General features: G+C 63.8%; 19 protein-coding genes. 5 read left to right on the top strand and 14 right to left on the bottom strand.

The genetic code is table 11. The features are described from left to right. Positions 1–93 precede the first annotated feature (93 nt). Together cysI and ACW5DW_RS09650 are read left to right on the top strand one after the other, a co-directional pair. Entirely contained in the window at positions 94–1812 is a 1719-nt protein-coding gene (gene cysI, locus ACW5DW_RS09655; protein WP_457018631.1) for an assimilatory sulfite reductase (NADPH) hemoprotein subunit, read from the top strand. Next, complete coding sequence (locus ACW5DW_RS09650; RefSeq protein ID WP_457018630.1) at positions 1809–2546, top strand: phosphoadenylyl-sulfate reductase; 738 nt, start codon at positions 1809–1811, stop codon at positions 2544–2546. The genes cysI and ACW5DW_RS09650 overlap by 4 nt, the downstream gene beginning before the upstream one ends. 167 nt (positions 2547–2713) lie before the next feature. Here ACW5DW_RS09650 and ACW5DW_RS09645 read toward each other — a convergent pair whose 3' ends face one another. The 4 genes from ACW5DW_RS09645 to ACW5DW_RS09630 form a co-directional block, all read right to left on the bottom strand. Then, positions 2714–5002 (bottom strand): FG-GAP-like repeat-containing protein, encoded by a 2289-nt coding sequence (locus ACW5DW_RS09645; protein ID WP_457018629.1) that lies wholly within the window; start codon positions 5000–5002, stop codon positions 2714–2716. 231 nt (positions 5003–5233) lie between these two features. Beyond that, positions 5234–5866 (bottom strand): CoA transferase subunit B, encoded by a 633-nt coding sequence (locus ACW5DW_RS09640; RefSeq protein ID WP_457018628.1) that lies wholly within the window; start codon positions 5864–5866, stop codon positions 5234–5236. Beyond that, on the bottom strand, positions 5866–6573 hold the full coding sequence (locus tag ACW5DW_RS09635) for a CoA transferase subunit A (RefSeq protein ID WP_457018627.1): 708 nt from the start codon (positions 6571–6573) through the stop codon (positions 5866–5868). Before ACW5DW_RS09635 ends, ACW5DW_RS09640 begins: the two co-directional genes overlap by 1 nt. A gap of 104 nt (positions 6574–6677) precedes the next feature. Next, positions 6678–7988 (bottom strand): glycosyltransferase, encoded by a 1311-nt coding sequence (locus ACW5DW_RS09630; RefSeq protein WP_457018626.1) that lies wholly within the window; start codon positions 7986–7988, stop codon positions 6678–6680. Positions 7989–8179: 191 nt separating this feature from the next. Between ACW5DW_RS09630 and ACW5DW_RS09625 the strand changes: the two genes are divergently transcribed. The 3 genes from ACW5DW_RS09625 to wecB all read left to right on the top strand — a co-directional run bounded on the left by ACW5DW_RS09625 (position 8180) and on the right by wecB (position 11146). Further along, positions 8180–8926, top strand: a complete 747-nt coding sequence (locus ACW5DW_RS09625; RefSeq protein WP_457018625.1) for an electron transfer flavoprotein subunit beta/FixA family protein — start codon at positions 8180–8182, stop codon at positions 8924–8926. A gap of 93 nt (positions 8927–9019) precedes the next feature. Beyond that, a complete protein-coding gene (locus ACW5DW_RS09620; protein WP_457018624.1) occupies positions 9020–9958 on the top strand; it encodes an electron transfer flavoprotein subunit alpha/FixB family protein in 939 nt (312 codons plus the stop codon). A 48-nt stretch (positions 9959–10006) separates the two neighbouring features. Next, positions 10007–11146, top strand: coding sequence for a non-hydrolyzing UDP-N-acetylglucosamine 2-epimerase (gene wecB / locus ACW5DW_RS09615; protein ID WP_457018623.1), 1140 nt, complete (start codon positions 10007–10009; stop codon positions 11144–11146). A 79-nt stretch (positions 11147–11225) separates the two neighbouring features. Here the strand turns inward: wecB and ACW5DW_RS09610 are convergent, their stop codons facing one another. The 10 genes from ACW5DW_RS09610 to ACW5DW_RS09565 form a co-directional block, all read right to left on the bottom strand. Continuing rightward, positions 11226–11729, bottom strand: coding sequence for a hypothetical protein (locus tag ACW5DW_RS09610; RefSeq protein WP_457018622.1), 504 nt, complete (start codon positions 11727–11729; stop codon positions 11226–11228). Positions 11730–11814: 85 nt separating this feature from the next. Then, positions 11815–14706, bottom strand: a complete 2892-nt coding sequence (locus ACW5DW_RS09605) for an acyltransferase family protein (RefSeq protein WP_457018621.1) — start codon at positions 14704–14706, stop codon at positions 11815–11817. Beyond that, positions 14703–16166: a hypothetical protein gene (locus ACW5DW_RS09600; RefSeq protein ID WP_457018620.1), complete on the bottom strand. Its 1464-nt coding sequence runs from the start codon at positions 16164–16166 to the stop codon at positions 14703–14705. The genes ACW5DW_RS09605 and ACW5DW_RS09600 overlap by 4 nt, the downstream gene beginning before the upstream one ends. A gap of 329 nt (positions 16167–16495) precedes the next feature. After that, positions 16496–17416, bottom strand: a complete 921-nt coding sequence (locus tag ACW5DW_RS09595) for a glycosyltransferase family 10 domain-containing protein (protein WP_457018619.1) — start codon at positions 17414–17416, stop codon at positions 16496–16498. Beyond that, complete coding sequence (locus ACW5DW_RS09590; protein ID WP_457018618.1) at positions 17413–17991, bottom strand: class I SAM-dependent methyltransferase; 579 nt, start codon at positions 17989–17991, stop codon at positions 17413–17415. The genes ACW5DW_RS09595 and ACW5DW_RS09590 overlap by 4 nt, the downstream gene beginning before the upstream one ends. Then, a complete protein-coding gene (fcl, locus tag ACW5DW_RS09585; RefSeq protein WP_457018617.1) occupies positions 17988–18956 on the bottom strand; it encodes a GDP-L-fucose synthase in 969 nt (322 codons plus the stop codon). Before fcl ends, ACW5DW_RS09590 begins: the two co-directional genes overlap by 4 nt. Continuing rightward, positions 18949–19989 (bottom strand): GDP-mannose 4,6-dehydratase, encoded by a 1041-nt coding sequence (gene gmd, locus ACW5DW_RS09580; protein WP_457018616.1) that lies wholly within the window; start codon positions 19987–19989, stop codon positions 18949–18951. The genes fcl and gmd overlap by 8 nt, the downstream gene beginning before the upstream one ends. Before the next feature lie 338 nt (positions 19990–20327). Then, entirely contained in the window at positions 20328–21614 is a 1287-nt protein-coding gene (locus ACW5DW_RS09575; RefSeq protein ID WP_457018615.1) for a nucleotide sugar dehydrogenase, read from the bottom strand. Positions 21615–21629: 15 nt separating this feature from the next. Further along, positions 21630–24062: a glycosyltransferase family A protein gene (locus tag ACW5DW_RS09570; RefSeq protein ID WP_457018614.1), complete on the bottom strand. Its 2433-nt coding sequence runs from the start codon at positions 24060–24062 to the stop codon at positions 21630–21632. Then, positions 24059–25747 carry a class I SAM-dependent methyltransferase gene (locus ACW5DW_RS09565; RefSeq protein WP_457018613.1) on the bottom strand — a complete coding sequence of 563 codons (1689 nt, stop codon included), beginning with the start codon at positions 25745–25747 and terminating at the stop codon, positions 24059–24061. Before ACW5DW_RS09565 ends, ACW5DW_RS09570 begins: the two co-directional genes overlap by 4 nt. Between the last annotated feature and the right edge of the window lie 4 nt (positions 25748–25751).

The following is a 25751-nucleotide window of genomic DNA, read 5'->3' as shown; positions in this document are numbered from 1 at the left end:
ATCCCTTCCCCCGCCTGCGGGGGAAGGTGCCCCCACCCCGGCCCTCCCCCGCAAGCGGGGGAGGGAGCAAGCAAGCCAGAGTTCCGCCAGACCATGAGCCATCCTTCCGTCGAAGACATCAAGACCAGCAGCCGCAGCCTGCGAGGGACGCTGCTCGAAGGCATGGCCGATCCGGTCACCGCCTCGCTGTCGTTCGAGGACCAGCGCCTGGTCAAGTTCCACGGCAGCTACCAGCAGGACGATCGCGACATCCGCGACGAGCGCCGCCGCCAGAAGCTCGAACCCGCGCACCAGTTCATGATCCGCATCCGCGCGCCGGGCGGCGTGTTCACCCCGGAGCAGTGGCTCAAGCTCGACGCCGTCGCCACCACCTGGGCCAACGACTCGCTGCGCGTCACCACCCGGCAGACCTTCCAGTTCCACGGCGTGATCAAGCGTGAGCTGAAGGCGACGATGCAGGCGATCAATGCCGCCGCACTCGACACCGTCTCGGCCTGCGGCGACGTCAACCGCAACGTGCTGGGCGCGAGCAACCCGCTGCAGTCGCAGCTGCACGCGCAGGTGCACGAATGGGCGCAGCATCTGTCCGAAGCCTTCCTGCCCAGGACGCGCGCCTATTACGAGATCTGGCTGGACCAGGAAAAGCTGGCCGACAGCGGCATCGAGGAAGACCCGATCTATGGCGCCGCCTATCTGCCGCGCAAGTTCAAGATGGCCGTGGCGGTGCCGCCGCTCAACGACGTGGACGTGTTCGCCAACGACTTCGGCCTGATCGCCATCGTCGACGACAGCGGCCAGCTGGCCGGCTTCAACGTTGCCATCGGCGGCGGCATGGGCGCGAGCCACGGCGATCCCAAGACCTATCCGCGCCTGGCCAACGTCATCGGCTTCGTGCCGCCCGAGCGCGTGCTCGAGATCGCGAAGGCGGCGGTCACCGTGCAGCGCGACCTCGGCGACCGCATCGAGCGCAAGCACGCGCGCTTCAAGTACACCATCGACGACCATGGCCTGGACGCCATCGTGGCGCAGATGGAGCAGCGCGCCGGCTTCCGCCTGGAGCCTGCGCGTGCCTTCCATTTCGACCACAACGGCGACCGCTTCGGCTGGGTCGAGGGCGATGACGGGCGCTGGCACCTGACCCTGTCGCTGCCGTCGGGCCGCATCGCCGACCGGCCCGGCGCCCCGCACCTGAGCGGACTGCGCGAGATTGCGCGCATCCACCAGGGCGAGTTCCGCCTCACTGCAACGCAGAACCTGATCATCGCCGGCGTCCCGGCGAACGAGCGCGCGCGCATCGAGGCCCTGGTCGTACAGCACGCGCTGGACGCCGAGAACCGCGCGCCCACCGCACTGGCGCGCAGCGCCGTGGCCTGCGTCGCGCTGCCAACCTGCGCGCTCGCCATGGCCGAGGCCGAACGCTACATGCCCGACCTCACCGCGAAGCTGCAGCCGCTGCTCGAAGCGCACGGCCTGGCCGAAGCGCCGATCCTGCTGCGCGTCTCGGGCTGCCCAAACGGCTGCTCGCGCCCCTACCTGGGCGAGATCGCGCTGGTGGGCAAGGCACCGGGCCGCTACAACCTGATGCTCGGCGCCGACCATCGCGGCCAGCGCCTGAACACGCTGTACCGCGAAAACATCACCGAAGCGGAAATCCTCGCCGCGCTCCAGCCGCTGTTCGCGAGCTACGCGGATTCGCGACTGCCTGGCGAGGGTTTCGGCGATTTCCTGCTGCGCACCGACGTGGTCGATATCCCCGAGAAGGATCGCCGCCGCGGTCCGATCGCCAGCACGCTCCTGGAAGAGCCCGCATGAACCTGCCCACGCCCGCCGCCGCCGCCGAATCGCCGCAGGCGCTTGCCGAACTCAACCGCTGGCTCGGCGGTCGCCGCGCCGAAGAGCGCCTGGAATGGGCCCTGCACACCCTGCCCGGCTCCCACGCCCTGTCGTCGAGCTTCGGCGCCCAGGCCGCGGTCTCGCTGCACATGACCACCCGCCAGCGCGCCGACCTCCCGGTCATCGTGATCGATACCGGCTACCTGTTTCCCGAAACCTACCGCTTCATCGACGAGATGACGGACCAGCTCGGACTCAACCTCAAGGTCTACCGCCCGCAGATCGGCGTCGCCTGGATGGAAGCCCGCATGGGCCGCATCTGGGAAGAAGGTGCGGACGGCATCACCCGCTACAACCGCCTGCGCAAGGTCGAGCCCATGCAGCGCGCCTTGGCCGAACTCGGCGTCGGCACCTGGATCGCCGGCCTGCGCCGCAGCCAGAGCCGCAGCCGCGCCGGCATCGACTTCCTCGAGCGCAAGGACGGCCGCTGGAAGCTGCACCCGATCGCCGACTGGAGCGACCGCGATGTCGGCCAGTACCTGTCCCGCCACGGCCTGCCCTACCACCCGCTATGGGATCAGGGCTACGTCTCGATCGGGGATGTGCATACGACGCGACCGCTGTCGGATGGGGTCAGCGAAGAGGCCACACGCTTCTTTGGATTGAAGCGGGAGTGCGGATTGCATTTTGACGAAACTTCGCTGGTCGGGTGAACAGACACAGCCCGAGCAGGACGACTGAGATTGCAGCAAAGACCTAGCCCGGCCCCTTGAGCACGGCCCTGCCTGCAACGGATCCGCCCACGCAAAACCCACCGTGATGGCAACGATGCGCTGGCATTCCAGCGCATCATCCACTCGGATTGGGGACGTCCCCGCCTCTACCTGAGCACTCTCCAGCTGCCACCCGGGGCAACCGGCAGAGAGGTGCGGGTCGATACATTCCCTGAAAACCAGACGACATTAGCGCCAGTGTTCCTGCGCCAGAGCACATCGTCGCGACCGTCCCCGTTGTAGTCAGCCACCGCGGCGATCGTCCAGGTTGAATCGAGGCTCGACAGCGACCAGCGGGTGTTCAAGTTTCCGGCTCGCCAGACAACGCTGGCGCCATTCGCGGCGTGCCTCCAGATCAGGTCTGCCTTCCCATCGCCATCGAGATCTCCCGAGGCAGCCAAGCTCCACGTCGGCACCAGAGCGGCCAAGCTCCTGCGCTGCGCATACTCACCGGCGGACCAGACCATGTTGGCGCCCGTATTGGATCGCCACAGTAGATCATCCTTGCCGTCCCCATCCAGGTCGGCGACTGCCGCCAATGCCCACGTACTGTTGACGGGAGACAAGCTTTTCCGCGTCGCGGAATTGGCCGAGTACCAGACGATCAGTCCACTGGTCCGCGAGTCGCGCAGGACCAGGTCGTCCTTGCCATCACCATTGAGGTCACCCACCCCGCTGATCTGCCATTGTGCGGCCAGGCTGGTCAGGGTAGCTCGTGTGTTGGAATTGCCCGAATACCAGATCAGGGTGGTGGTGCCCCGCCTCCAGACAAGATCACTCATGCCGTCGCCATTGAAGTCACCAATCCCGGCGTGCAGCCAGGTGGAGTCCGCTCCGGTCAACGCCTGACTACCGAAGCCCGGCGAAGCCCACAGCTGGTTCTGGCCACTGGAGTTGTTCCTCCAGACAACGTCGGACAGACCATCGCCGTTGAAGTCGCTGTAGGCGTTCACCATTGGAACCACGGTATTCCTGAAACGAGCGACGATCGGCATGGTGCTATTCATGCTGCGAACGTTGTCGGTAGTCGAGGTTCCGGTCGGACGATTGCTGAAGCGCACCGCGGGGTTGGCGAAATACGGCGCTTCAATCTGGGCGTTCCCGGAGGGATACGCCATGATCGTGAAGAACCCGGTCGGGGACGCTTCACGGTAGCCGTACGAGTAGCTGTGCACGCCAGCATCCGTCGCGTTGTCGCGGTCATGGGCCTGGCCCATCAGGTGGCCGAGCTCGTGCGCCAGCGAAAACTGACTGCAGAAGTAGGTGTTGTTGTCGCCTTCGTCGCGGTCGGACCCATCGCTGACGACGGCGTACCCGAATGCCTCATCGGCAGTGGAGATGCCCGACTGGTCCATTCCCAGCAGCCAGGCGATACCGCAACCGTCCTGCTCGGGTTCCCGGTAGCGCCGAACGAAGGCCACAAGGTCCGCGCCATACTCGTTGCGCGCGGCACGCAGTGCATTGAAGGCCGCGTTTGGCGTGACCGGCTGCTGGGTGTCGACGTTGTAGCCGGTGAGCTGCTGCAGCGCGTCGCGGTTACGGGTGTTGTCCGCATAGCTGACGGACATGGCATGCACCAGGCGCAAGCGCATGTTCACGCCGCTGTTGGCGTAGGCAGCGTTCGCGGCAGCCGCCAGATTGCTCATCAGGGTGATCGCAGCCGCCTGGCTGCCGAGCTCGCTGGCAATCGTGCTGGAGTAACCGATGAGGACGTCAACTACAGCGGTCGCCTTGTTGGGAATAGCGTCGCTGGTGGCCATCGATTTGGAGTCCAGATGGCGTGACACCGCGGCCGCCAATGCGCGGCTCTCCGGCGGCATGAGAACGTCGTTGCCGTCCTTCGGCCGGCCTCCATTGGCCGCCACCAGGCGCGGATCGGTGGCCACCACCCAGGCGCCAGAGCGATCGGTGCGTACGCGATAATGCGCGTCATCGCCGTTGATCATGCCGAACACGGCCTTCTCGCCGAACGTAAGGACTGCGCTCGTGCCATCGTCGCTGCGGCCGATCCATGTCCAGTTGCCGTCAGGCTGCTCTTCGTGCCGTTCGTACTGGAGATCCAAGGCTTGGCCGTCGGGGGTGTTGAGCACCAGGCGCCCGCTACCGATCGCGTTCAGCGCATGTTCTTCGCTGATCGCCACCGGGTGCCAGGTATACGCGCCTGAGGTCCGCGCCTTGCGCGCGCCACCGTAGGCCAGCAGTTCGCCCCGATCGGGCAGCGCGGCGAAGCTTGCGGTGGACTCCCGCATCGCGGCCAGCGACGCGGCTGTCGGTGCGGTGTCCGGGTTGGCCAGTCCGACGCTGTCCGCCGTTCCGCTTGCCGGGACGATGTCCGACTCCGAAGTGCAGCCGGCCATGCCGGTGATCAGCATCAGTCCCAGCAAATGTTTGCGCATGTCGCAATCCCGAGTATGGAAATAGGCCCCGCCCCCCGCGGAGAGTCTTGCAGCATAAGCCAGCGCTGCCCCGACCGGAAGCCGAAAGGAGCGCTGCGGTGGAGTTGCCATGGTCGTTCGCGCAGCGACAGGGCCGCTTCAAGTCTTTGAAACGGCACTGCAGATCAGGTTCTCTCTCACGCCGGAACGACAAAACGCGGCGGCCAGCCTAAACCGGGACTGAAGCCATGCTCAAGCGGACAGGAGTGGCACCCCGGTCCTCTGGATCAGCACATCCCGCGTGACGTCCGGGGCCATTTCGAGCACCCGCAGCCCTGAAGATGTGACATCGAACACGCCCAGGTCGGTAATCACCCGGGTCACTACTCCTACACCGGTCAGCGGCAGGCTGCATTCGGGCAAGATCTTGTGCTCGCCGTTCTTCGCCGTATGTTCCATCAGCACGACCACGCGCTTGACCCCGGCCACCAGGTCCATCGCCCCGCCCATGCCCTTGACCATCTTGCCGGGGACCATCCAGTTGGCCAGGTCGCCCTTGTCGGTGACCTGCATCGCGCCGAGGATGGCCAAGTCGATGTGGCCGCCACGGATCATCCCGAAAGAGTCGTGGCTGCCGAAGTAGCTGGCGCCCTTGCGCGCGGTGACAGTCTGCTTGCCGGCGTTGATCAGGTCGGCGTCGACCTCGTCCTCACCCGGGAACGGGCCGATTCCCAGGAGGCCGTTTTCCGACTGCAGCCAGACGTCCACGCCATCGGGGATGTAGTTGGCCACCAGCGTCGGCAGGCCGATACCGAGGTTCACGTAGGCGCCATCGGTCAATTCCTGTGCGGCGCGCTGCGCCATCTGGTCGCGGGTCCAGGCCATCAGTTCGCTCCTCGCACGGTGCGCTGCTCGATGCGCTTCTCGGGGTTGGGATTGACCACGATGCGGTCGACATAGATGCCGGGCAGGTGCACGTGGTCGGGATCGATACTGCCGGTCGGGACGATCTCCTCGACCTCAACCACGCAGACCTTGCCAGCCATCGCACAGGCGGGGTTGAAGTTGCGCGCGGTCTTGCGAAAGACCAGGTTGCCCGCCTCGTCGGCCTTCCACGCCTTGACCAGCGCAACGTCGGCCACCAGCGCGGTTTCCATCACGTACCAGTGCTCGCCGAATTGGCGGGTTTCCTTGCCCTCCGCCACCACCGTGCCGTAGCCGGTCCGGGTGAAGAAGGCCGGGATCCCCGCCCCGCCAGCACGCAACCGCTCGGCCAGCGTCCCCTGCGGGTTGAACTCCAGCTCCAGCTCACCGCCCAGGTACTGGCGCTCGAACTCCTTGTTCTCGCCCACGTAGGAGGAAATCATCTTGCGGATCTGGCGGGTTTCCAGCAGTTGGCCGAGGCCGAAGCCGTCGACGCCGGCGTTGTTGGAGATCACGGTCAAGTCCCGGGCCGCGGAATCCCGCAGCGCGGCGATCAGGGCCTCGGGGATGCCGCACAGACCGAAACCGCCGACGGCGAGGGTCTGGCCGTCGGCCACGAGATCTTCGAGCGCCGTGCGGGCGTCTGGGAAGTGCTTGGATGTCGCCATGGCTGCCTCTGTATGCGCGAATGCCACGATTCTACCCAGCGAGGATGATCGTGCCACGTACCTTAGGGCAATGCCTGGCCGGCAATGCGTCGCCCCCAGTGCCGCTACGAAGACTTCGCCAGCCCGCGCACGATCTCGAAGAGCCGCCGCCCGATATCGGTCCACTCGTATTCGGGAAAGAGCCCGGGGCGCAGGTCGAACCGTGTTGCCAGGTCGCCATCGCGCTTGAACTGCAGGAGTTGCCGCAGCGTCTCCACCACCGCATCGGTGCGATCGGCGGCCACGATGCCCCGACGTCGTCCGTGGAGCATTGCCGCGACGTCCGCGCCCCCGCCGATGTGAAGGATCGGGCGCGTCGCACCGATGTACTCAAACAGTTTGCCGGGGACCTGCACCTCGTCATCGTTCGCGATATTGACCAGGATGTCCGAGCCACGCTGCAGTGCCAGCGCCTGTGGATGGGTCAGGAAACCTGTCAGACGCAGCTTGTCCGGATACGCCGCGGACACTTCGTGCAACCAGGCCGGCGGGGTGCGGGTGGCGACGGTCAGCCTCACTCCCTCGCACTCGAGCACGGCCTCGACGAGTGCGCGTGGATGCCTGAATGCGTAGAAGCTGCCCGTGTACACCAGCTCAAGCGTCCCCGCGTCGAACGACACGGGTGAGGCGGCCGGGGCCGCGGCCGTCTCCAGGCTATCGTAGCCTTGCGGCAAAACGCTGAAGCGCGTCGCATCGACACCATGGCGCGCTGCCAGCATCGCCTTCGTCGTTGCCGTCGTCACGGTGACATGACCTGCATTCCTGCAGGTCCATGCTTCGACCCGACGCGCCCGCCAGCGCCACCTTGCCGGTGTATAGGTCGACAGGACCGGATCCCCAAGGTCTGCAAGCCACGCGAAGCCCAGCTCGCGCGCCATGCGACCCAGCCGCAATGTCGTGGCCGGTTCGTGGGAGCTGATCACCACGTCCGGGCGGAACTCTTCCAGCAGTTGCCGCAACCGCAGGCGCGCGGCCACCTCCCACTGTCCGAATGCATCTGGAAACGTGAACGCCCCGACGACCCGATCAAGGCGCGCCACCAAGCGTCCTTTCCAGTTCAGCATGCTGTCCGGGGCAGGTGCCAGCGCCGTGTCGACTGGCCGCGGCCCCGCGACCATGGTTTCCGGCGATGCCGTGGATTCGCTGACGTGCCTCGATTGAAGGTGCGCGACCAGGCCCGATGCCGCGCCCGGGGGGGTGCGCTCGACAACCAGTCCCTCGGGCAGCGGCAGTCGAACGCGCTCACCATCGCGCCTGACCGTCAGTACGAGGACCTTCGCTTCGTGCCGGACCAGCTCACGCGCCAGTCGGGACCAGCGCAGCGACTGCGGGGAAGGGCCAGGCGGGAATTCATAGGCAATCAACAGGATCCGCAAGGCTTGCTCCGGGACCTACGGGGGTGCACAGGGTCCGATTCTCGCATCCAGCGCCCGGTGACTGGCTACCCGGGGACTGGCCCGCAAGCCAGGGGGCGCGCGTTCCGTCTGTTCGCATCGCATCGCGAGGACCGGTAAAATCGGACGCATTCGGCGCTCTGTCGCCCCGCCTCCCCAAGGACTCCCTTTCCATGAAGATCCTCGTTGCCTACAAGCGCGTGGTGGACTTCAACGTCCGCATCCAGGTCAAGCCGGACGGCTCCGGCGTGGTCACCGAAGGTGTCAAGCTGTCGGCCAATCCCTTCGACGAGATCGCGCTCGAGGAGGCACTGCGCCTGCGCGACAAGGGGATTGCGACCGAAGTCGTCGTCGTGACCATCGCCCCCGCTGATGCCGCCGCTCACCTGCGCAACGGCTTGGCGATGGGCGCAAACCGCGCGATCCATGTGGTCACCGACCGCGCCATCCAGCCGCTGACCGCCGCCCGCACGCTGCTCAAGCTCGTCGAGAAGGAGCAGCCGGACCTGGTGATCCTGGGCAAGCAGGCGATCGACGACGATGCCAACCAGACCGGGCAGATGCTTGCCACGCTGTGGGGCCGCCCACAGGCGACCTTCGCCTCCAAGCTCGATATCGCCAACGGCAAGGCGACGGTGGTGCGCGAGGTCGATGCAGGTCTCGAGACACTTGAAGTCGACCTGCCGGCGGTGGTGACCACCGACCTGCGCCTCAACGAGCCGCGCTTCATCAAGCTGCCCGACATCATGAAGGCCAAGAGCAAGCCGATGGAAACACTGCAGCTGGACGACCTGGGCGTGGAGTCGGGCGATTTTCTCGAGACGACCGCCTACGCCGCGCCCGGCGGGCGCAGCAAGGGCGTGATGGTCAAGGACGCGGCGGAGCTGGTCGCGGCGCTGAAGGAAAAAGGACTGCTGTAACCCTTGTCGCTGCCGCCCAGGCGGACCCAGCGACTTACCCCATCAAAGGCACCGGATTCCCGATTCTGCGGGAAACGGCCAGGAGCACATCCCATGTCCAGAATCCTCATCGTCGCCGAACACCTCGGCGGCAAGCTCAATGCCTCCACCGCACGGACGGTGAGTGCTGCGCAAGCGCTATCGCCCGAGGCGATCGATGTGGCCGTGTTCGCGGCCGATCCGTCCGTCGTTGCCGCCGAGGCTGCCCAGGTTGCCGGCGTGTCGAAGGTGCTCGCCGTCGCCAACGATGCCAACGCGCAGCCCGTCGCCCAAATCCTGGCGCCGCAGGTAGTGAAGCTGGCCGAGGGGTACAGCCACGTATTCCTGCCCAGCACGACGTTCGGCAAGGACCTCGCACCCTGCATCGCCGCGCTACTGGGTGTCGCGCAGGTTTCGGACCTGATGGCGGTCGAGGGCCCGCATGAGTTCAAGCGCCCGATCTACGCCGGCAACGCGATCATCACCGTGCGCGCACCGGCCGACCGCACGGTCGTAGCGACGGTCCGCACCGCATCCTGGCCGGAGGCCGGCAAGGGTGGCAGCGCGGCGGTCGAGGCTGTCAGCGTGGACGCCACGCTGCCCAGCCATACCCGGCACCTTGGCCTGGCTGCGGCCAAATCCGACCGCCCCGACCTGCAGAGCGCCAAGCGGGTGGTCTCCGGCGGCCGCGGCGTGGGATCGAAGGAAAACTTCGAGGTCATCTACAAGCTCGCGGACCGACTTGGCGCGGCAGTAGGTGCTTCGCGCGCAGCGGTCGACGCAGGCTACGTGCCCAACGAGCTGCAGGTTGGGCAAACCGGCAAGATCATCGCCCCGGAGCTGTACGTGGCCGTCGGTATCTCCGGTGCGATCCAGCATCTGACGGGAATCAAGGACGCCGGCATGATAGTGGCGATCAACAAGGACGCGGACGCACCGATCTTCGAGATCGCGGACATCGGGCTTGTGGGGGATCTGTTCCAGCTGCTGCCCCAGCTTGAAGCTGCGCTGTAGACAAGGCGTCCCCACCCAACGTACCCGCGATCTTCCGACAGCAGAGAGATGGCAGCAATCAAGCAGGTGATGTTCGTCTTCGGCACCCGGCCCGAAGCAATCAAGATGGCCCCCGTCATCAAGGCCGTACGCCAGGCGCAGGGACTGAAAGCGACGGTCGTCGTCACCGCGCAGCACCGCGGCATGCTCGATCAGGTGCTGTCGTTCTTCGCGATCGACCCCGACGTCGACCTTGACCTGATGCGGCCCGACCAGGGCGTAGCCGACCTGTTCGGGCGCGCGCTCGCGGGGGTCCACAACGTGATCCAGTTGCACCGACCCGATCTTGTACTCGTGCACGGGGATACGACCACGACGCTGGCCGCGGCAATGGCCGCCTTTTACGCACGTGTCCCGGTTGGGCACATCGAGGCCGGCTTGCGTACACACGATATGCAATCGCCTTTCCCCGAGGAAATGAACAGGCGGCTGACGGCGCCGCTGGCGCAATTGCATTTCGCGCCGACGTCAAGGGCGGCCCGCAACCTGCAGGACGAAGGGATTCCGGCTGCGCAGGTTCACGTCACCGGCAATACCGCAGTGGATGCGATCCTGCAGGCTGCCGCAGGGATCGACTCGGACCCAGTGCTTCAGCAGCAACTGGATGCCCAGTTGCCCGGCATCGCGGGCGATCGCGGGCTCGTTCTGGTCACCAGTCATCGCCGCGAGAACTTCGGCGCGGGATTCGATCGAATCTGCGACGCGCTGCGGGATATCGCGAGCTCCGGGGTCGATGTGGTCTACCCGGTCCACCCGAACCCGAACATCCGCGTCCCGGCACAGCGTGCACTTGCAGGCGTTCCCGGCATCACGCTCGTCGAGCCCATGGACTACCTTCCTTTCGTGCGCCTGATGCAGCGCGCCGACCTGATCCTCACCGACTCGGGCGGGATCCAGGAAGAGGCGCCATCCCTCGGCAAACCGGTTCTCGTAATGAGGGATTCCACCGAACGCCCCGAGGGCGTGGAGTCAGGCGTGATCCGCCTGGTGGGGACTGATCCTTCGCGAATCAGAGGCGCCGTCATCGAACTGCTCGATGACCCGGGTGCCTATAGGACGATGGCCAATTCTGCCAACCCGTATGGCGACGGCAAGGCATCGCAGCGGATTGTCGAGATCCTCGGCCAGCAAACACCCGGCAACAGCTGAGCCCGGTACTGCGCACCGCGGCAGGCTGCCCCGGTGGCGCATTCCGAGACCGGGCTAGCGTCCGCGCCGAACCGGGTCCTCAGTTCGAGCTTGCCCCGTCCCGCCAGTAGAAGGTCGCAAGCCCACCAGCATTCGCGTCCTGCAGTTCGACCTGGAGGGCCGGACCCTTCGGGATCAATACGACCCTGACCCGCTCGCCATCCCCGGACCGAAAAATGCGGGTCGCGATGCCATCCGCATCCTCGGTGGCGCTGGCTTGCTGATAACCAGCCTCGACAAGGACCTTGCGAAGCGCGTTTCCAGCTTCGGCCGGCGCCCCCCTGAACTCTGCCCGCGCAACATGCGATGCGTCGGCACCCTCGCCACTCGTCGACCTGGACCGCATCGAGAAGCCGCCGGGCAGGACAACCCCGTCGCCAATGGCCAAGGTCTCGCGCCCCGCCTTCGCGGCGGGCTGGGCCTGCGACGCGGACTCGGCTGCCGGCGCGGTGGCCGCTCCGGTCGTCGGAGCATCCGTTCGGCCGCAGCCGGACAACGCCAGGACGAGGGCCAACGGGGCAACCAGAAGGTACTTGGGATTCATGGGAAACACTCCGGGGTATTCGGATACGGAACGGGTCGTTTTTGACCGGGCGCAAAGAATAAACGCTTTGCCAGCAGGCTTCACGTCATCGCCCCAATGCCGGTTCAGCGCCTGACACGGATAGCAGTTGCGCTTCAACGGCCGGCGCCAGTGTCCGTGCGAAGGTCCGGGTGGGCTGGGTGCCGTCCCGATAGACCAGCACCCCATCGATGATCGGCTCGCATCTGCGATCGGTGCAGAACGCACTGGTCAGATCGAGTTGCGCCACCCCCGGCGTCTCCGCAGCGACCAGATCGAGCGCGCCTGTCCGCAGGCTGCTTGCACGATCGTCTCCGCATATCGAAGGATCCCTGCGCATCAACAGACATTGCGGGACGCTCTGGGAAAGCACCGGAAGCGACCTCAGCACGACCACTTTGATCCCCGCATCCTGCAGTTCTCGAACCAGTGACGCGGAGCCAGCAGCCAACCTCGGGGTCGCCAACTCGATCGTGCGCGAACGATCATCGGTGTATGTAGGTGACTGCGCAAGCAGCACAAGGTCCGGCTGCGATTGAATCACTGCCCGTGTCACGCGTGCGCTCCAGGACGTGCATTCGGTGTAGGGCCGGCGCAGCTTTCTGTTCCAGACGGGTCTATCGGACCAGAAGCAGCTTTCCTTGAGGTAGGTCTCGATGCGCCAACCGCGCTCGACCGCACCTTCCTTCAGCGCTGGAAGGATATTGGCGCCTGTCGCATCGCCAACCACGGCGACGCGCAGTCGCGTCGACTCCAGCTTCGACCCGTACCGGCACACCTTGAGCGTCGCATGCCTCAGCGGCTGCAAGCAGCCGTGGGCGAAGGCATCGTCCCGGTCCGCCGCTGCCAGTTCGGGCGACGGCCTGGACACCACGACCGAAGGCCCGGGCGCCGAAGTTCCGGGTGCGCGAAGAGCGGGCAACGGCACCCCCAATCTCTGCGCGAGCACCGGCGCCAGCGTGCGCATGTAGCTGGCCGTGACATGGTGGGAATCGCGGTACACGAACACGTTGCCGATCACAGGCGGGCAGCGGCCATCGCGGCAGAACATGTCGGTGAAATCCAGAAGCGAATGACCGGAAATCCCTGCGAAGCTGGATAGCGCATTGTGGAACAGCACCTTGTCCTGTTCCCCCGTGCAGGCTTCGTAAGGCGGCTCATTGCTTGCCACGCAGTCGCGTACCAGCGTGGTCTGCCAGGGCGTCGGCCGGATCACCGCAAGCTTCGTGTCCTTGCGGAGCCCGGACCAGACATCGGCCATGCCGCGTGCGATATCGTCCGCCTGCGACTGCGGGCTCCGTCCCTGCCGCCCCGCAATGCGGTGCCTTGGCGACTGGCTGATCACGACAAGGTCGAACGGCTGCTTGTTGAGGTAGTCGATGACGTTGCGCGTCCAGGCATTGCACTGCACATAGGGCTTCGTCAGCTTCTGGTGGTAGACCGGCAGCCCGGAGGTGATGCAGCTGGTCTTGGTCAGGCCTTCGATGTAGACGTCATGATCGCGTGCCAGCAGTTCGAATGCAGGCAGCCAATGGACGGCATGGGAATCCCCGACGACGGCAATGCGAAGCCGCGCCCCCGGATCCCCGTACCGGCATGGCTTGACCTCGGTACCGCCAATGTTCTGGATGCAGTCCTGCTGGTAGGCATCGGCGACATCCTGCTCGACGTGCGGAAGCCTGGGCAGGAACTCATCGGGCAAGGGATCCTGCAGTGGCTCCTGGCGCAACATCACCATCGCGCCCGGGTATCGGGAGTCCTCCGCAGCCGGCTGCTGCTCGTCGCCCTCGCCAACCGCGGACGCCATCCACAACGCTGCCACCACCACCAGCAGGCTTGCCGCCAGGCCGGACGCAATCGTGCGCCATCGGGCCGCGGATCCATGCCCGCGGCGGAACGGGTCTTCCACGTAGCGCTTCGTCAGGGCCGCCAGTATCAGCGCAGCCGCCATCAGCGCCAGACCATCCAGCCACCCAGGGTCGACCCCTGCCCACGCCTTGTAAAAGACGATCAGCGGCCAATGCCACAGGTAGAGCGAATACGATACGTCGCCAATGAATCCAGCTGGCTTGGACGCCAGCCAGCGCGTCGCGACGCTACGCCCGTACGCACCCCCGCCGTACAGCGCCAGCGCAGCTCCCAGCGTCGGACCCAGGGCAAGGTATCCCGGATAAGGAAGTTCACCGGAAAGCAGCACCCCGGAAAGGGCGATCGCAACCAGTCCGACCAGCAGGCACGTGAATGCCGTTGCGGCGCGAGGCACAGGAAGAAACACAAGCATTCCGCCCGCGGCCAGCTGCCAGACCCTCGACAGCGTCGAAAAATAGGCCGCCGAGTTCCCGGCCAGACCGGACCAGACCGAGTACACGAGGGATGCCGACAACACCAGGCCGAGCAGCCCGATGGTGGTGGCTAACCCACCGCGCCGGCGGCCGACGTACCAGGCTGACGCCAGCAGCAGTGGCCAGAAGAAATAGAACTGCTCTTCAACCGACAGTGACCAGAAATGCTGGACGGGGGACGCAGCGCCGTCCAGCGCCAGGTAATCGACAGCCTGATGGACCAGCCACCAGTTCTCGACATAGAGCGCGGCTGCGGCCACCTCATGGCTCACCGAGCGCCAGTTGGTGACAGGCAGAAACAGCAGTGTTCCGAGCAGGATCGCCATCAGCACCACGAGCGCCGCGGGCAGCAGCCGCTTCACCCGCCTCGCGTAGAAGTCGGCAAACCCGATGCGCCCGTGCAGTTCCAGTTCCCTCCTGAGCAGCGAGGTGATCAGGAACCCGGAAATAACGAAGAACACGTCCACGCCAATGAAGCCGCCCGGCAGGATCCCGGGCCACACGTGGTAGACCAGCACCAGCAGGACTGCAATCGCGCGCAGTCCCTGGATGTCAGGCCTGAAATGACTCTTCGAGCCGCCGGCTGTGCCGGCAGGCCCGACCGCCCACCCGCTCAACGCCCCCCCCTGCAATCTCCGGCACGCTCGCGCATCAGCTCACCCAGGAGCTTGAGCGTGGTCCGGTCGAAATGGCGCGGATCGACCACGTCGCCCAGCGGCACGTCTACGCCCAACCGGACAAGCTCCACGTGTCCGGCAGGGCCCGAGAGTTCGCTCCATATCGCGTTGAGCCGGGCGAAGCGCTCGCAGGTGATGCCGTCCACCGCGCGTTCCTGGCTGAACTCAGGTTTAGGCAGGATCACGATCAGCCGGCTCCCCGTCTCCTTGGACAACACAATCAGCCGCTCCACCGCGCTCCGGTACACCGCATCGCTCGGCGGCTTGGACCAGTACCGCGTGTCGTAGTCGAAGAACGCACCATAGATCAGCAGCGGCTGCGGCGACTCTCCCAGGCCGGGGCCCAGCGCGTCCTCCAGCTTGAACGTTCGCGGCCAGTTGTCGAACTCCACGTCCTGCCCGCCCATGTAGTGCGCGATGGCCCCGGACTGGCAGTTCGCCATTACCCGGATCGTCGGCGTGCCTGCTTCCGACTCTGCCCCCGTCCTCTGTGCAAATTCTTCGGAGTCAGGTTGTACCAATCTGATCCAGTCTGGCTTGGTGGCTTCGACCGGTGGCGTGACCGACTTGAAGGTCTTCTTGAGCACCGATGCCAAGGCGTTCTCGACCCCCATGTTCATGGTCCTGCACGAGAACAGGAAGTGTCGCAGGACCGTCTTGTTCTCAACTGCCGCAAAACCAACGAGACCGTAATAGCCATACCGGTCCCACACGAAGACCGAATAGGTTTCGTTTCGGGCTACATCAATGATGTATTCGGGCATCGAGCCCGGCTCGACACGCGACTTGGTGAAGTTCAGCTGGTTCGTGCGGTTGATCAGCTCCTCGATGCGTCCCGCATATCGAAGGTTGTCGGTCCTGCGCACCAGGGCCACGGCAATGTCACACGACCGCAAGAACTCCTCGTTCGATGACTGGCCAGTCTCGCGGTCGGCACGCTTCTGCTCGAGGATCCGGTATTCCGGAATCCGCGACTTGCTGATTCCCTTGGTCTTCTCCAGCAGTTCCGCGAGGAACACATCGGCCGCGTCACCCCTGGCGTCGATCGTGCGGATGCCCGGATTGACGAACTCCACCTCGCGCAGGTTCATCTCATTGTCATCGATGAACACGACGTCGGGCGCGCGCAGCTGCATGTCGCTGATGATGCGCTTGACGAGTTCGCCTTTGGGCTCGAAGGAGATTTCGGGGAACACAAACTCGTTCCACAGGCCGAACCGCTCGAGCTCGAATTTCGCCGTCTGCCGATCGTTCTTGGAGCAGATTGAGTGGACCACACCGGCACCGTTGAGCTGCCGGATCGCATCAATCCTTGACTGATGGAGGATCGGCACATCGCCTTCGGCCAGGGTGCCCTGCCAAAGCGTATCGTCCAGATCCCAAATTAGAAGTTTTGACATACGACTTTAAGATTGACGAGAAAGGTGCACGTTAAATTGAACAGGTGTCGACCCGAGAACATCAGATAGGCACCAAGTCGACCGACCCGCTGTGTGGCTGGGCTCTTGCATGCGCTCGAACAGACCGTTCAGGCATCGCGGGCCTGTCGCCTGACAGTGAAGAACTGCTCACCGAAGACGTCTATGCCGCACGCACTTGCAACTGGAATAGTCTACGGCGGGAGAAATACTCCAGCACGCTGCCCAGGCAACCGCGGTCATCGCAAACGCCGGCAGGCTCTGGCTGACCGCTTGCGCATCCGCGTACTGGAACCTGCGGACTGTTGAGATCAAATCTGCCTAATGCGCGACACAAATATGTCAATGATCGCTGCGCTGATTCTACTTTTTGATGCTGTCCTATGAATCTTTTCGATGTCACTGTATGCGCTTTCCATAATCCGGAGACGATCGTCTAGAGTCATGGATCTCATGTGCTCGAATAAATCCTCAACCGACGAGAAGTTTGCACAGTTGATATAGCTATCCTTGCTGACCACAGATTCGACACCGCTTCCGGTGCCGTAGTAAACCGGGACACAGCCCACACGGAAAGAGTCCCAGATCTTCTCCGTCACGTAGTTCTCGATGATTGTGTTCTCGAGAGACAGATTGAAGGCGTAAACCTGCAACGCTTCAAGCTTGGCGTCGTGCCAAGCACCAGCCCGACTCTCTCCTTCAAGGGCAACCGAGTTGGGCCAGTTTTTGCCGAAAACATGGCAAGCCTTGAACTTTCCTTGCAAGTCCATCGCCAACCTCTGCCGATATTCGGTGAGATCGACATTGACGCCGTGACGATATCTATCGTTGTATTTACGGTACGTTGCAAGAATCGAGCAGAATTCTGATTTTCCCTTCGCCAACTCCTTAGCACGCACTGGCTCAAACTGGGCAAACGGAAAGAAAAAAAGCGGATCCAAGTATATGTCGCCATTCCAGGCAGTACTTACGTGAACCTCACGGCCCGACGTTAAGTCGCGGATGGTCTTCCCACCCGCTAAGAGCCATGATGGCTCGTGTGTCCACAAATAGTACGTTCTGTTGAAGTGAAAGAAGCCCGCGACGTCGTACAGAAACCTGCCGACAAAAACATCCGCGTCCTCGGCGGCATCCACAATAATAATATCCTGGGGCAACTTCAGCTTATCACGTCTATGCCCCCTCTGAAACGGAGTAGACGTCATATCTCCGGCAAAGAATACTCTCTTCACGGCTGGCTGACCTTAGCGGTCTTTACGGCTTCAATATTCAGAGAAACCAGAACTCCGCTCTCCTTGTCCATATGCGGAATATAAGCCTGAGAATAGTCGTCCATGCCGCTATGCTCCGTGTGACGCCAATCCCATCGACGCGTTTCCAGGAAGCCTGCATCTCGTAGTGCCCGTGTGAGCGAAAGCTCATCAAAGATCACATGGTGAAAGTCGTACTGGTCCCGCTGTCCGCCGCATACGAGACCACATATATCTTCGATCCCGCGAGGAAGACCGCCAGACACATAAAGTCGGGCCGCGGCCGCGAAATCCGGCACTGCCAGGCGCAACACACCGCCAGGAGCCAGCACTCGCTGCCATTCCTGCAGCACGGCTGCATACGTCATGCGCCCAAAGTGCTCCAACACGTGGCATGCGTAGATCAAACTGACAGAGTTGTCCGGGATGAAGGACAGGTCTTCCACTCTGCCTACATGGTCGACGTGCGGAAGGTCGAGCGCGTCAACGTGAAACCAGCCGGGGATATGCCTGCTCCCACATCCAAGATGCAATTTCTCGTAGCTCACCATGCTCATTCACCATTCCTGTCTGAGGCAACGCGCAAGTTTTCGTACTCTCGCAATGTGCGTATCAGTCCAGCTTCCAGACTGACGCTCGGCCGCCAGCCCATAGCGAAAAGCCGTCCCGAGTCCATGAGTTTTCGTGGGGTACCATCCGGTTTGGAAGGATCGACCACGATGCGCCCGTCATAGCCCGCAGCCGCTGCGATCCCTGTCGCCAGATCGTATATCGATATCTCTTCCCCGGAGCCGACATTGACGTGCAGATCATCGGAGTAGTTCTTCATAAGGAAGACCAAGGCGTCGGCCAGGTCATCGGCGTGCAGGAACTCGCGGAGAGGTGTCCCCGTCCCCCAGATTTCGATGGTGTCTCGCCCCGCCTCTCTAGCTTCGACCACCTTCCGTACGAGAGCAGGCAAGACGTGGCTGGTGGTGAGATCGTAGTTGTCTGCAGTTCCGTAGAGATTGGTGGGCATGGCTGATATGAAATCGTCGCCATGCTGGCGCCTGTACGCCTGACAAAGCTTGATTCCCGCGATCTTCGCTATCGCGTACCACTCATTCGTCGGCTCCAGCGGACCGGTGAGCAATGCATCTTCCAGGATTGGCTGCGGTGCCATTCTTGGGTATATGCAGGACGACCCCAGGAACATGAGTTTCGAGACGCCTGCCCGGTGCGAAGCGTGAATGATATTGGTCTCGATCATCAGATTCTCGTAGAGAAAATCCGCCGGCCAAGTATCGTTGGCAACAATTCCACCGACCTTCGCTGCCGCGAGAAAGACAGCATCTGGCCGTTGATGCTCGAACCAATCCTCTACGGCACTTTGGCGCGTAAGGTCCAGCACATTCCGCGGAGCAGTGACGGTTTCGCAACCCTCGCGCTCCAAGCGTCGCAGCAGCGCCGAGCCTACCATTCCCCGGTGACCGGCAACGAATATCTTCTTGCCGCTCAGGTCAAACGGTACTTTCTCAGGCATTGCGGCGAGCCTCTGCCAAGTCGGCCGCGGCCATCTCCTTTACGAGCTGATGAAAGCTGGTTCGTGGGACCCAGCCCAGTTTCGCCCGCGCCTTGCCTGCATCGCCCAGGAGTGTTTCAACTTCGGCCGGCCGGAAATACTGGGGGTCCACCTTGACGACGACACGGCCGGATTCATCGCGCGCAACCTCATCAAGGCCATCGCCTTCGAAAGTGATTTTCATCCCGATCTCGTCTGCGGCCGCCCGAATAAAGTCGCGCACCGAATACTGCACGCCTGTTGCGATTACAAAGTCTTCCGGCTCGTCCTGCTGGAGCATCAGCCACATCGCCTCAACGTAATCACGTGCGTGCCCCCAGTCGCGGCGTGCATCCAGATTGCCCAGCTTCAGTACGGATTGATTGCCGAGTTTAATGCGCGCAAGGGCACGGGTGATCTTGCGGGTAACGAAGGTTTCCCCTCGAACTGGGCTCTCGTGGTTGAAAAGTATCCCGTTGCATGCGTACATGCCATAGGATTCACGATAATTGACCGTGATCCAGTAGGCGTAAAGTTTGGCAACAGCATAAGGCGAGCGCGGGTAGAATGGCGTCGTTTCACGCTGTGGAACTTCCTGAACTAGTCCATACAGTTCGGATGTCGATGCTTGATAGAACCGGCATGTAGGTCCGAGCCCCAGGAAGCGGATAGCCTCCAGTAAGCGCAATGCCCCCATGCCATCGGAGTTGGCCGTATATTCCGGTTCCTCGAAGGACACCGCGACGTGGCTTTGTGCGGCCAGATTGTAGACTTCGTCAGGCTTTACGGTTTGCAGGATATGAGTCAGGGAAGAACTGTCCGTCATATCTCCGTGATGAAGGACGAATTGCCCCCTTTGCCCCGGGGGGCCTTCCAAAAGGTGGTCGATGCGAGCCGTGTTAAAGAGAGAGGTGCGGCGCTTGACGCCGTGAACTTTATACCCCTTTTCCAAGAGAAAGCTGGCCAGGTACGCACCATCTTGGCCCGTGACCCCGGTGATGAGCGCTACCTTCATTATTGACGCCCTCTATTGAGCGCAGGCAATGGCCACGTCTTGTAATCTCTCGGACTGCCGGTACGGGACTCGCTGCGGACGAAGTGACCGCTGGCATCTCTTTTCGCGAGTGACATATCATTCCCTTTTTTTTTCGCAGATAAAGACGGGAGGACATTGCCATACGTGGCGTGACTACTCACACCAGCCGAATGACAGAGGAACGGCAAGTCGGACTTATTGCACCGGGCGATCCCTTGCCCCACCTGGCTCACCCCAGTCCGCGACCAGGAATGTTGCAGCCGCAAAGAGGACTTGGAAATAGAGAAACCCATGTGCTCTCCTCGAATGATCAGTAATCACAGCCTGAAAACGTTGTGCGCGCGCGGCAGCACACCCTTCACGTCGAAGATGATTCCGCCAGGCTTGAGGAACGACTCGACTGCTGCGCCGGAATCGTCGGGAACGAACTCGCGATGCCCAACAGCCAGGACAACCGCGTCGTACTGACCCGCGCCCGGGTCGGACAGCAACTCCACGCCGTATTCGTGCATCGCTTCACTGGCATCCACCCACGGATCGTGGATATCAACGCGCGCGTTCGTGGCCCGTAGCTCTTCGATCACGTCCACGACTTTGGTGTTACGCACGTCCGGACAGTTCTCCTTGAATGCCAGCCCCAGCACAAGGATGCGCGAATCCACGATGTTGATCCGCGCCTGCGCCATCAGTTTCATGACCTGGCTTGCCACATAGGGTCCCATCTCATCGTTGATTCGACGTGCTGCAAGGATCAGCTCGGGGTTGTATCCGAGCATCGCTGCCTTGTGGGCGAGATAGTACGGATCCACCCCGATGCAGTGGCCTCCAACAAGCCCGGGCGAGAACCGCATGAAGTTCCACTTCGTGCCGGCCGCTGCAAGCACCTCGTGCGTGTCGATGCCGATGCGATTGAAGATTCGCGCAAGTTCGTTCATCAGCGCGATGTTGACGTCGCGCTGGGTGTTCTCGATCACCTTGGCCGCTTCGGCGACGCGGATCGAACTGGCCTTGTGCGTGCCCGCTTCGATGATCGACGCATACAGGTCGTCGACGTAGTCTGCGATTTCGGGCGTGGACCCAGCTGTCACCTTCGTGATCTTGGTGACGGTACGTTCCTTGTCGCCCGGGTTGATCCGCTCTGGGCTGTAGCCGCAGTAGAAGTCCTCGTTGAACTTCAGGCCCGACACCTTCTCGAGCACCGGCACGCAGACTTCTTCGGTCACGCCCGGGTATACCGTCGACTCGTAGATCACGATATCGCCGCGCTTGAGGATCGAACCGATCGCCGCACTGGACTTCAACAGCGGGTCGAAATCGGGGCGGCGCGCCGTGTCGATGGGTGTGGGCACGGTAATAATGAAGACGCTGCAGTCGCGGATCTTGTCGAGGTCGCAGGTGAAGGTGAGCCTGGATGCGGCCGCCAGTTCCTCGCTGTCGACCTCAAGCGTACGATCGTGTCCATTGCCCAGCTCTGCCACACGCTCGGCACTGATGTCATAGCCCACCACATCCATCCTGTGCCCGAATGCCACCGCGAGCGGCAAGCCCACGTAGCCGAGCCCCACGATGGCCAGGCGCTTCTCGGCGCCGGAATTCTCGGTCATTTGTTCAAGTTCCTGTCATGTTGATAACGCGCGCACACGGTTGCCGAAGGCGGCGGGACCGGCATGCCGGTCGACGAATGCAGGCCCGTGTTCCAACGTGCGGCGGCGCAGCTGTGGGCTGGAGCCGAGCGTCTGGATGACGCGAGCCAGGTGTGACGGCGCCGCGTAGACCGCGGCCTGGCCGAATTGTAACCGCCAGCCCGGATCCAGGATCGGAATGCAGCCGGCCGCCATCGCCTGAAGGACGCCCGTCGGGGGCGACGACGCGCCCTCCGGCGGCGTCGGATCGATCCAGAAATCGACCAGCGCCAGGTAGGTCGGCTTGAGGGCGATCGCGCGATCGTAAACGGTCCATGGTGCGGGCAGACCATCCGCGTCGCGGCCTCCGGCAGTGGCCCATGCGAGCACTGGCCGCTCGTGCAGCTTGGCCAGGCGGTCCAGCCAGGGCTGCAGGCGCCCCGCCGGCGGGATCTCGACCCCCAGGACCGGCTCACGCGGCTCGACGCTCTCCCGCGCGGGTGTCCGCCAGTGCCGCGGCGCCACAGCGCGGGGCCACCTGCGGTCAGCGACGGGCGTGGCTGAGCCGTTGGCTGGCTCCCTCGGTATCCACAGAGGGTTGAGCCCGAATATGACCCTGCAGGCCCGCTCCGACAGGCTCCTGTCGTCACCGGCGTGCGCGCCCGACTGCGCGGCCGTGTCTTCGAGCAGAAGCACCCGGTCCACGTCGATGGACGAACGCAGGAGGGTCATGTAGGTCAGCAGCGCCGGTTGGGTGACCACCAGCGTCCCGACGCGCGCATGGCCACCCAGGTCGATCTCCTCCACCGCCTGCCGCTGGAGCAGGTCCTGTACCTGCACGTCGTACGGTTCGACGGCCAGGGGGGTCAGGTTGGTGAACAGGTCCTGCTGGATGATGGCGACCCTGCGTTGCGACTCCGCGATGACGGCGATTTCATCGGAGGTTTGCTCGGCGCCGGGCGAGGACAGTCGGTAATCGGACAGAAAGGCAATATCCAACGCCGCGCCTGCCCGCGGAACCGACTGGAACCGCGAGGGCCTGGGGAACTTCTGTTCCGCCGGGTCCGGCGTGCGGATCGTGATGTTCGAGTTGCGGCCATGCCACGCCTCGAAACTGCGGCGATACATGGCGCGCGCAGGGTGCCGCCAGCCGGGGCGGAGCTCGGCCCGGGACAGCGACCCCTTGCTGAGCCTGATGAAGGTCAGGATGTCGGGCAGCACGGCGATGCGCTTTTCGCCGAAATGCAGGCGAAGGCGCGTCGAAAACTCGGTGTCGGCGCCCTTGCGGGAAGGGTCGTAGTAGCCGATTGCGTCCATGACCGGGGCGCGCCTGAACAGCAGCGACGACTCATTGGTCCTGAACGCGGGAACTCCGGGCAGGCTGACAAGCAGGTTGTCGTCGGCCCGCAGGCCCGTGCAGTAATTCGCCACCAGGCCCTTGTCCGCACGCAGCATGGCAACCTGGCGTTCGATCCGGCTGGGGTGCGCCCAATCGTCCGAATCGTGGACCGTGAAGTATTCGCCGGAGGCCTCGGCAAGCGCCCGGTTGCGGGCGACGTAGGTGCCGCCGTTGCGCTCCTGCCTGAGCAGCCGGATGCGCTCGGGGTCAAGGTCGACTGCTGCGGCGAGGATCGCGTCGTAGTCGGCCGGAGAGCCGTCATCCACCAGCAGGATTTCCAGGTTTCGCCAGGTCTGGTTGACGATGGAGCCTACGGCCGAGATCAGGCTCGCGTCGGGGCACCAGCTGCTGATCGCTATCGTCACCAGCGGACCTTCGACCGTGCCGGCAGCCAGGTCACACGCAAGTCCGTCGAACGGGAACGGATCGATGGAAGCGACGCCAACCGGCTCGACGCGCCGCTCCCACAGGATCTGGTTCACCCGCGCCAGCCAGCGTTCCATCGATGCATGCGGACTGCCGGAGAACGGATTGGCCAGGTCGCACAAGGCGTATCTGTGCTCATAGCTCTCTTTTGGCAGCAGCTCGAGCAACGCCACCGCGGCGGCGTAGTCGGCGATGCACAGGGCGACCTGCAAGGCCGAGTTCACGTGGCGCCGGGGCAGGTAGCGTGGGCCATGCACCTTCACGATTGCCTGGTAGATGGCGTGGGCGTCCCGCCGATCACCCGCAAAGATGTCCTGCATGGCGAACAGCCTGGCCAGGCGCGACGCGACGGCCGGATCGAATGAACGCCACCGGCTCGCTTCGACCGACGCGGGGTCGCGCATTGCCACATGTGCGATGGACAACACCGCATCGAGTCCCGCAAGGCCACCCGATGCGAGCCAGGCCAACACCTCACGCGCTGGCGCCGAGCGCATGCGCAGTGCAGTGGCATCGAAAGCAGCGTGCTCCTTGGGCCCCGTGAGCGATTCCAGCATGTCACGAACCACCCTCGGAGCCAGGCCGCTGGCGATGCCGGAACTCACGGGTTGTCAGCTCCTGCCGCTGCAGGCGCAGGTTCGAGCGCCAGCACGACCGTCCTGGGACCGAGGCTATCGGCTGGCTTGAGGCGCGGGAACTCCTGGCTCCAGCGCTCAAGCATCTCCTCCTCGTCCGCCCTGGTCGCGTCGTCGACAACGACGATGCCGCCTTCGCCCAATGCCCCGAAAAATTGCGGGACCGCCGGATATCGCGCCAGAGGCCCGGTGGACGCCGGAGGGCCGTCCACCATCAGCATGTCGATCGGTGCATCCTTGCCCGCTTCTCCGATCGAGTACCAGGGATATGTCGCATCACCGATGGTTACATCGGCCAGCGGCGCGTCCCTCACTTCCGCCCACTCCTCGAGTCCGGCGCTGCGCAATGCGTCGCGCGTCCGGTCCGCATACTCGGGCAAGTGGTCATAGGAGATGATCCTGCCTGCGCCGATGCGGCGCAGCGCCAGCGCGACCCAGACGGTCGACGCACCGCTGCCCAATTCGACAACCAGCCGCGGCCGCCGCTCGAGCAGCAGCTGGACCAGCCCGTACACGGATTCCGGGTCCATCGCCCAGCCTCCGAGGAGAGGCGTCGGCAGATCGACCTGGAGTATCTGGCGAAGCTGCAGCACGGCCTCGACTTCACGTACCGTTTCGTACTTGAGCCACTGCAGTCCCCGCCGGGAGATGCTGCGCAGCTGCTTTTCGTCGCGGGATAGCGCCTTGAGCTTGCGCTTGTCGCCTTCGTAATCAGCCCGCAATTCCTCCAGGCTCTTGCTCGTAGCCTCGATTCCCTTGCTTGTAGCCTCAATGCCCTTGCTCGCCGCCTCAATGCTCTTGGTCGTCGCCTCAATGCCCTTGCTCGTCGCCTCCAGCCCCTTGCTGGTTGCCTCCACGCTCTTGCCCGTTTCCTGCAACCTGTTGTCGACGCCGTCCAGGACGGATTTCAGCTCGACGATCGCACCGGCCTGTCGGCCCAACTGCTTGACCGCTTCATCCAACGGCCCCTGGCGAGCGTCAAGCTCGCTGTGGATATCCCTGTAGACGCGCATGGCCAGGCTGGAGTGCTCCATCAGGCTGCGGCGCGTCTCCTGCGCGGCGTCCGCCTGGGCCTGTAGTACATCGGCCTGCGCCTGTAGTACCCCTGCCTGCGCCTCGCACAGCTGCACAGGGATCCCACCAATCGCCGTCTTGACCGACTCCAGCTCGACTGCCGCCGTGCGCTGGTTGCTCGTGGCGTCTACGAGCGCGGAGACCAGCGAGAGCTGGTTGGCAGCATTCACGGTGGCAGCGCCGGACTGCTCTTCGGCAATCATTGCGAGGGAGCGTTCAAGTACGGCAAGACCGCGTTTTGTTTCCTTGCGAAGGCGCACCGTCTCGTCCTGCGCTTGTCCGACCGCTCGCCGGTGTTCCTTTTCAATACGCGCCAACTGCTTCCAGAGTTCACCGGGATGCCGTTGCTGCCAGGATGCCAGCGTCTCGAGATCCGCCCTGGTCGCGGCGACCATCCGCATCAGCATGCTTGCCCGCTGGAGCAGGGCCGCAACCCCTCCGAACACCAGTAGCCACCAGGCCACCATCCCGAACACCAGGTACGCGGTGCTGCCAGTGAGGATTCCGGCCGAGATCCCGGCCAATCCCGCAAGCGCCAACGCCAATCCACCCAATCTCCGTACCGTGATGAATCTGCCCATCCGT

Source organism: Luteimonas sp. A482, assembly GCF_054072655.1.
This window is presented reverse-complemented; position numbering and strand designations above follow the sequence as displayed.

Excerpts from the sequence above, each read along its gene's own strand:
- cysI (WP_457018631.1), top strand. The coding sequence starts at position 94 with ATGAGCCATCCTTCCGTCGAAGACATCAAGACCAGCAGCCGCAGCCTG.
- ACW5DW_RS09650 (WP_457018630.1), top strand. The coding sequence starts at position 1,809 with ATGAACCTGCCCACGCCCGCCGCCGCCGCCGAATCGCCGCAGGCGCTT.
- ACW5DW_RS09645 (WP_457018629.1), bottom strand. The coding sequence starts at position 5,002 with ATGCGCAAACATTTGCTGGGACTGATGCTGATCACCGGCATGGCCGGC.
- ACW5DW_RS09640 (WP_457018628.1), bottom strand. The coding sequence starts at position 5,866 with ATGGCCTGGACCCGCGACCAGATGGCGCAGCGCGCCGCACAGGAATTG.
- ACW5DW_RS09635 (WP_457018627.1), bottom strand. The coding sequence starts at position 6,573 with ATGGCGACATCCAAGCACTTCCCAGACGCCCGCACGGCGCTCGAAGAT.
- ACW5DW_RS09625 (WP_457018625.1), top strand. The coding sequence starts at position 8,180 with ATGAAGATCCTCGTTGCCTACAAGCGCGTGGTGGACTTCAACGTCCGC.
- ACW5DW_RS09620 (WP_457018624.1), top strand. The coding sequence starts at position 9,020 with ATGTCCAGAATCCTCATCGTCGCCGAACACCTCGGCGGCAAGCTCAAT.
- wecB (WP_457018623.1), top strand. The coding sequence starts at position 10,007 with ATGGCAGCAATCAAGCAGGTGATGTTCGTCTTCGGCACCCGGCCCGAA.
- ACW5DW_RS09610 (WP_457018622.1), bottom strand. The coding sequence starts at position 11,729 with ATGAATCCCAAGTACCTTCTGGTTGCCCCGTTGGCCCTCGTCCTGGCG.
- ACW5DW_RS09600 (WP_457018620.1), bottom strand. The coding sequence starts at position 16,166 with ATGTCAAAACTTCTAATTTGGGATCTGGACGATACGCTTTGGCAGGGC.
- ACW5DW_RS09590 (WP_457018618.1), bottom strand. The coding sequence starts at position 17,991 with ATGAGCATGGTGAGCTACGAGAAATTGCATCTTGGATGTGGGAGCAGG.
- fcl (WP_457018617.1), bottom strand. The coding sequence starts at position 18,956 with ATGCCTGAGAAAGTACCGTTTGACCTGAGCGGCAAGAAGATATTCGTT.
- gmd (WP_457018616.1), bottom strand. The coding sequence starts at position 19,989 with ATGAAGGTAGCGCTCATCACCGGGGTCACGGGCCAAGATGGTGCGTAC.
- ACW5DW_RS09575 (WP_457018615.1), bottom strand. The coding sequence starts at position 21,614 with ATGACCGAGAATTCCGGCGCCGAGAAGCGCCTGGCCATCGTGGGGCTC.
- ACW5DW_RS09565 (WP_457018613.1), bottom strand. The coding sequence starts at position 25,747 with ATGGGCAGATTCATCACGGTACGGAGATTGGGTGGATTGGCGTTGGCG.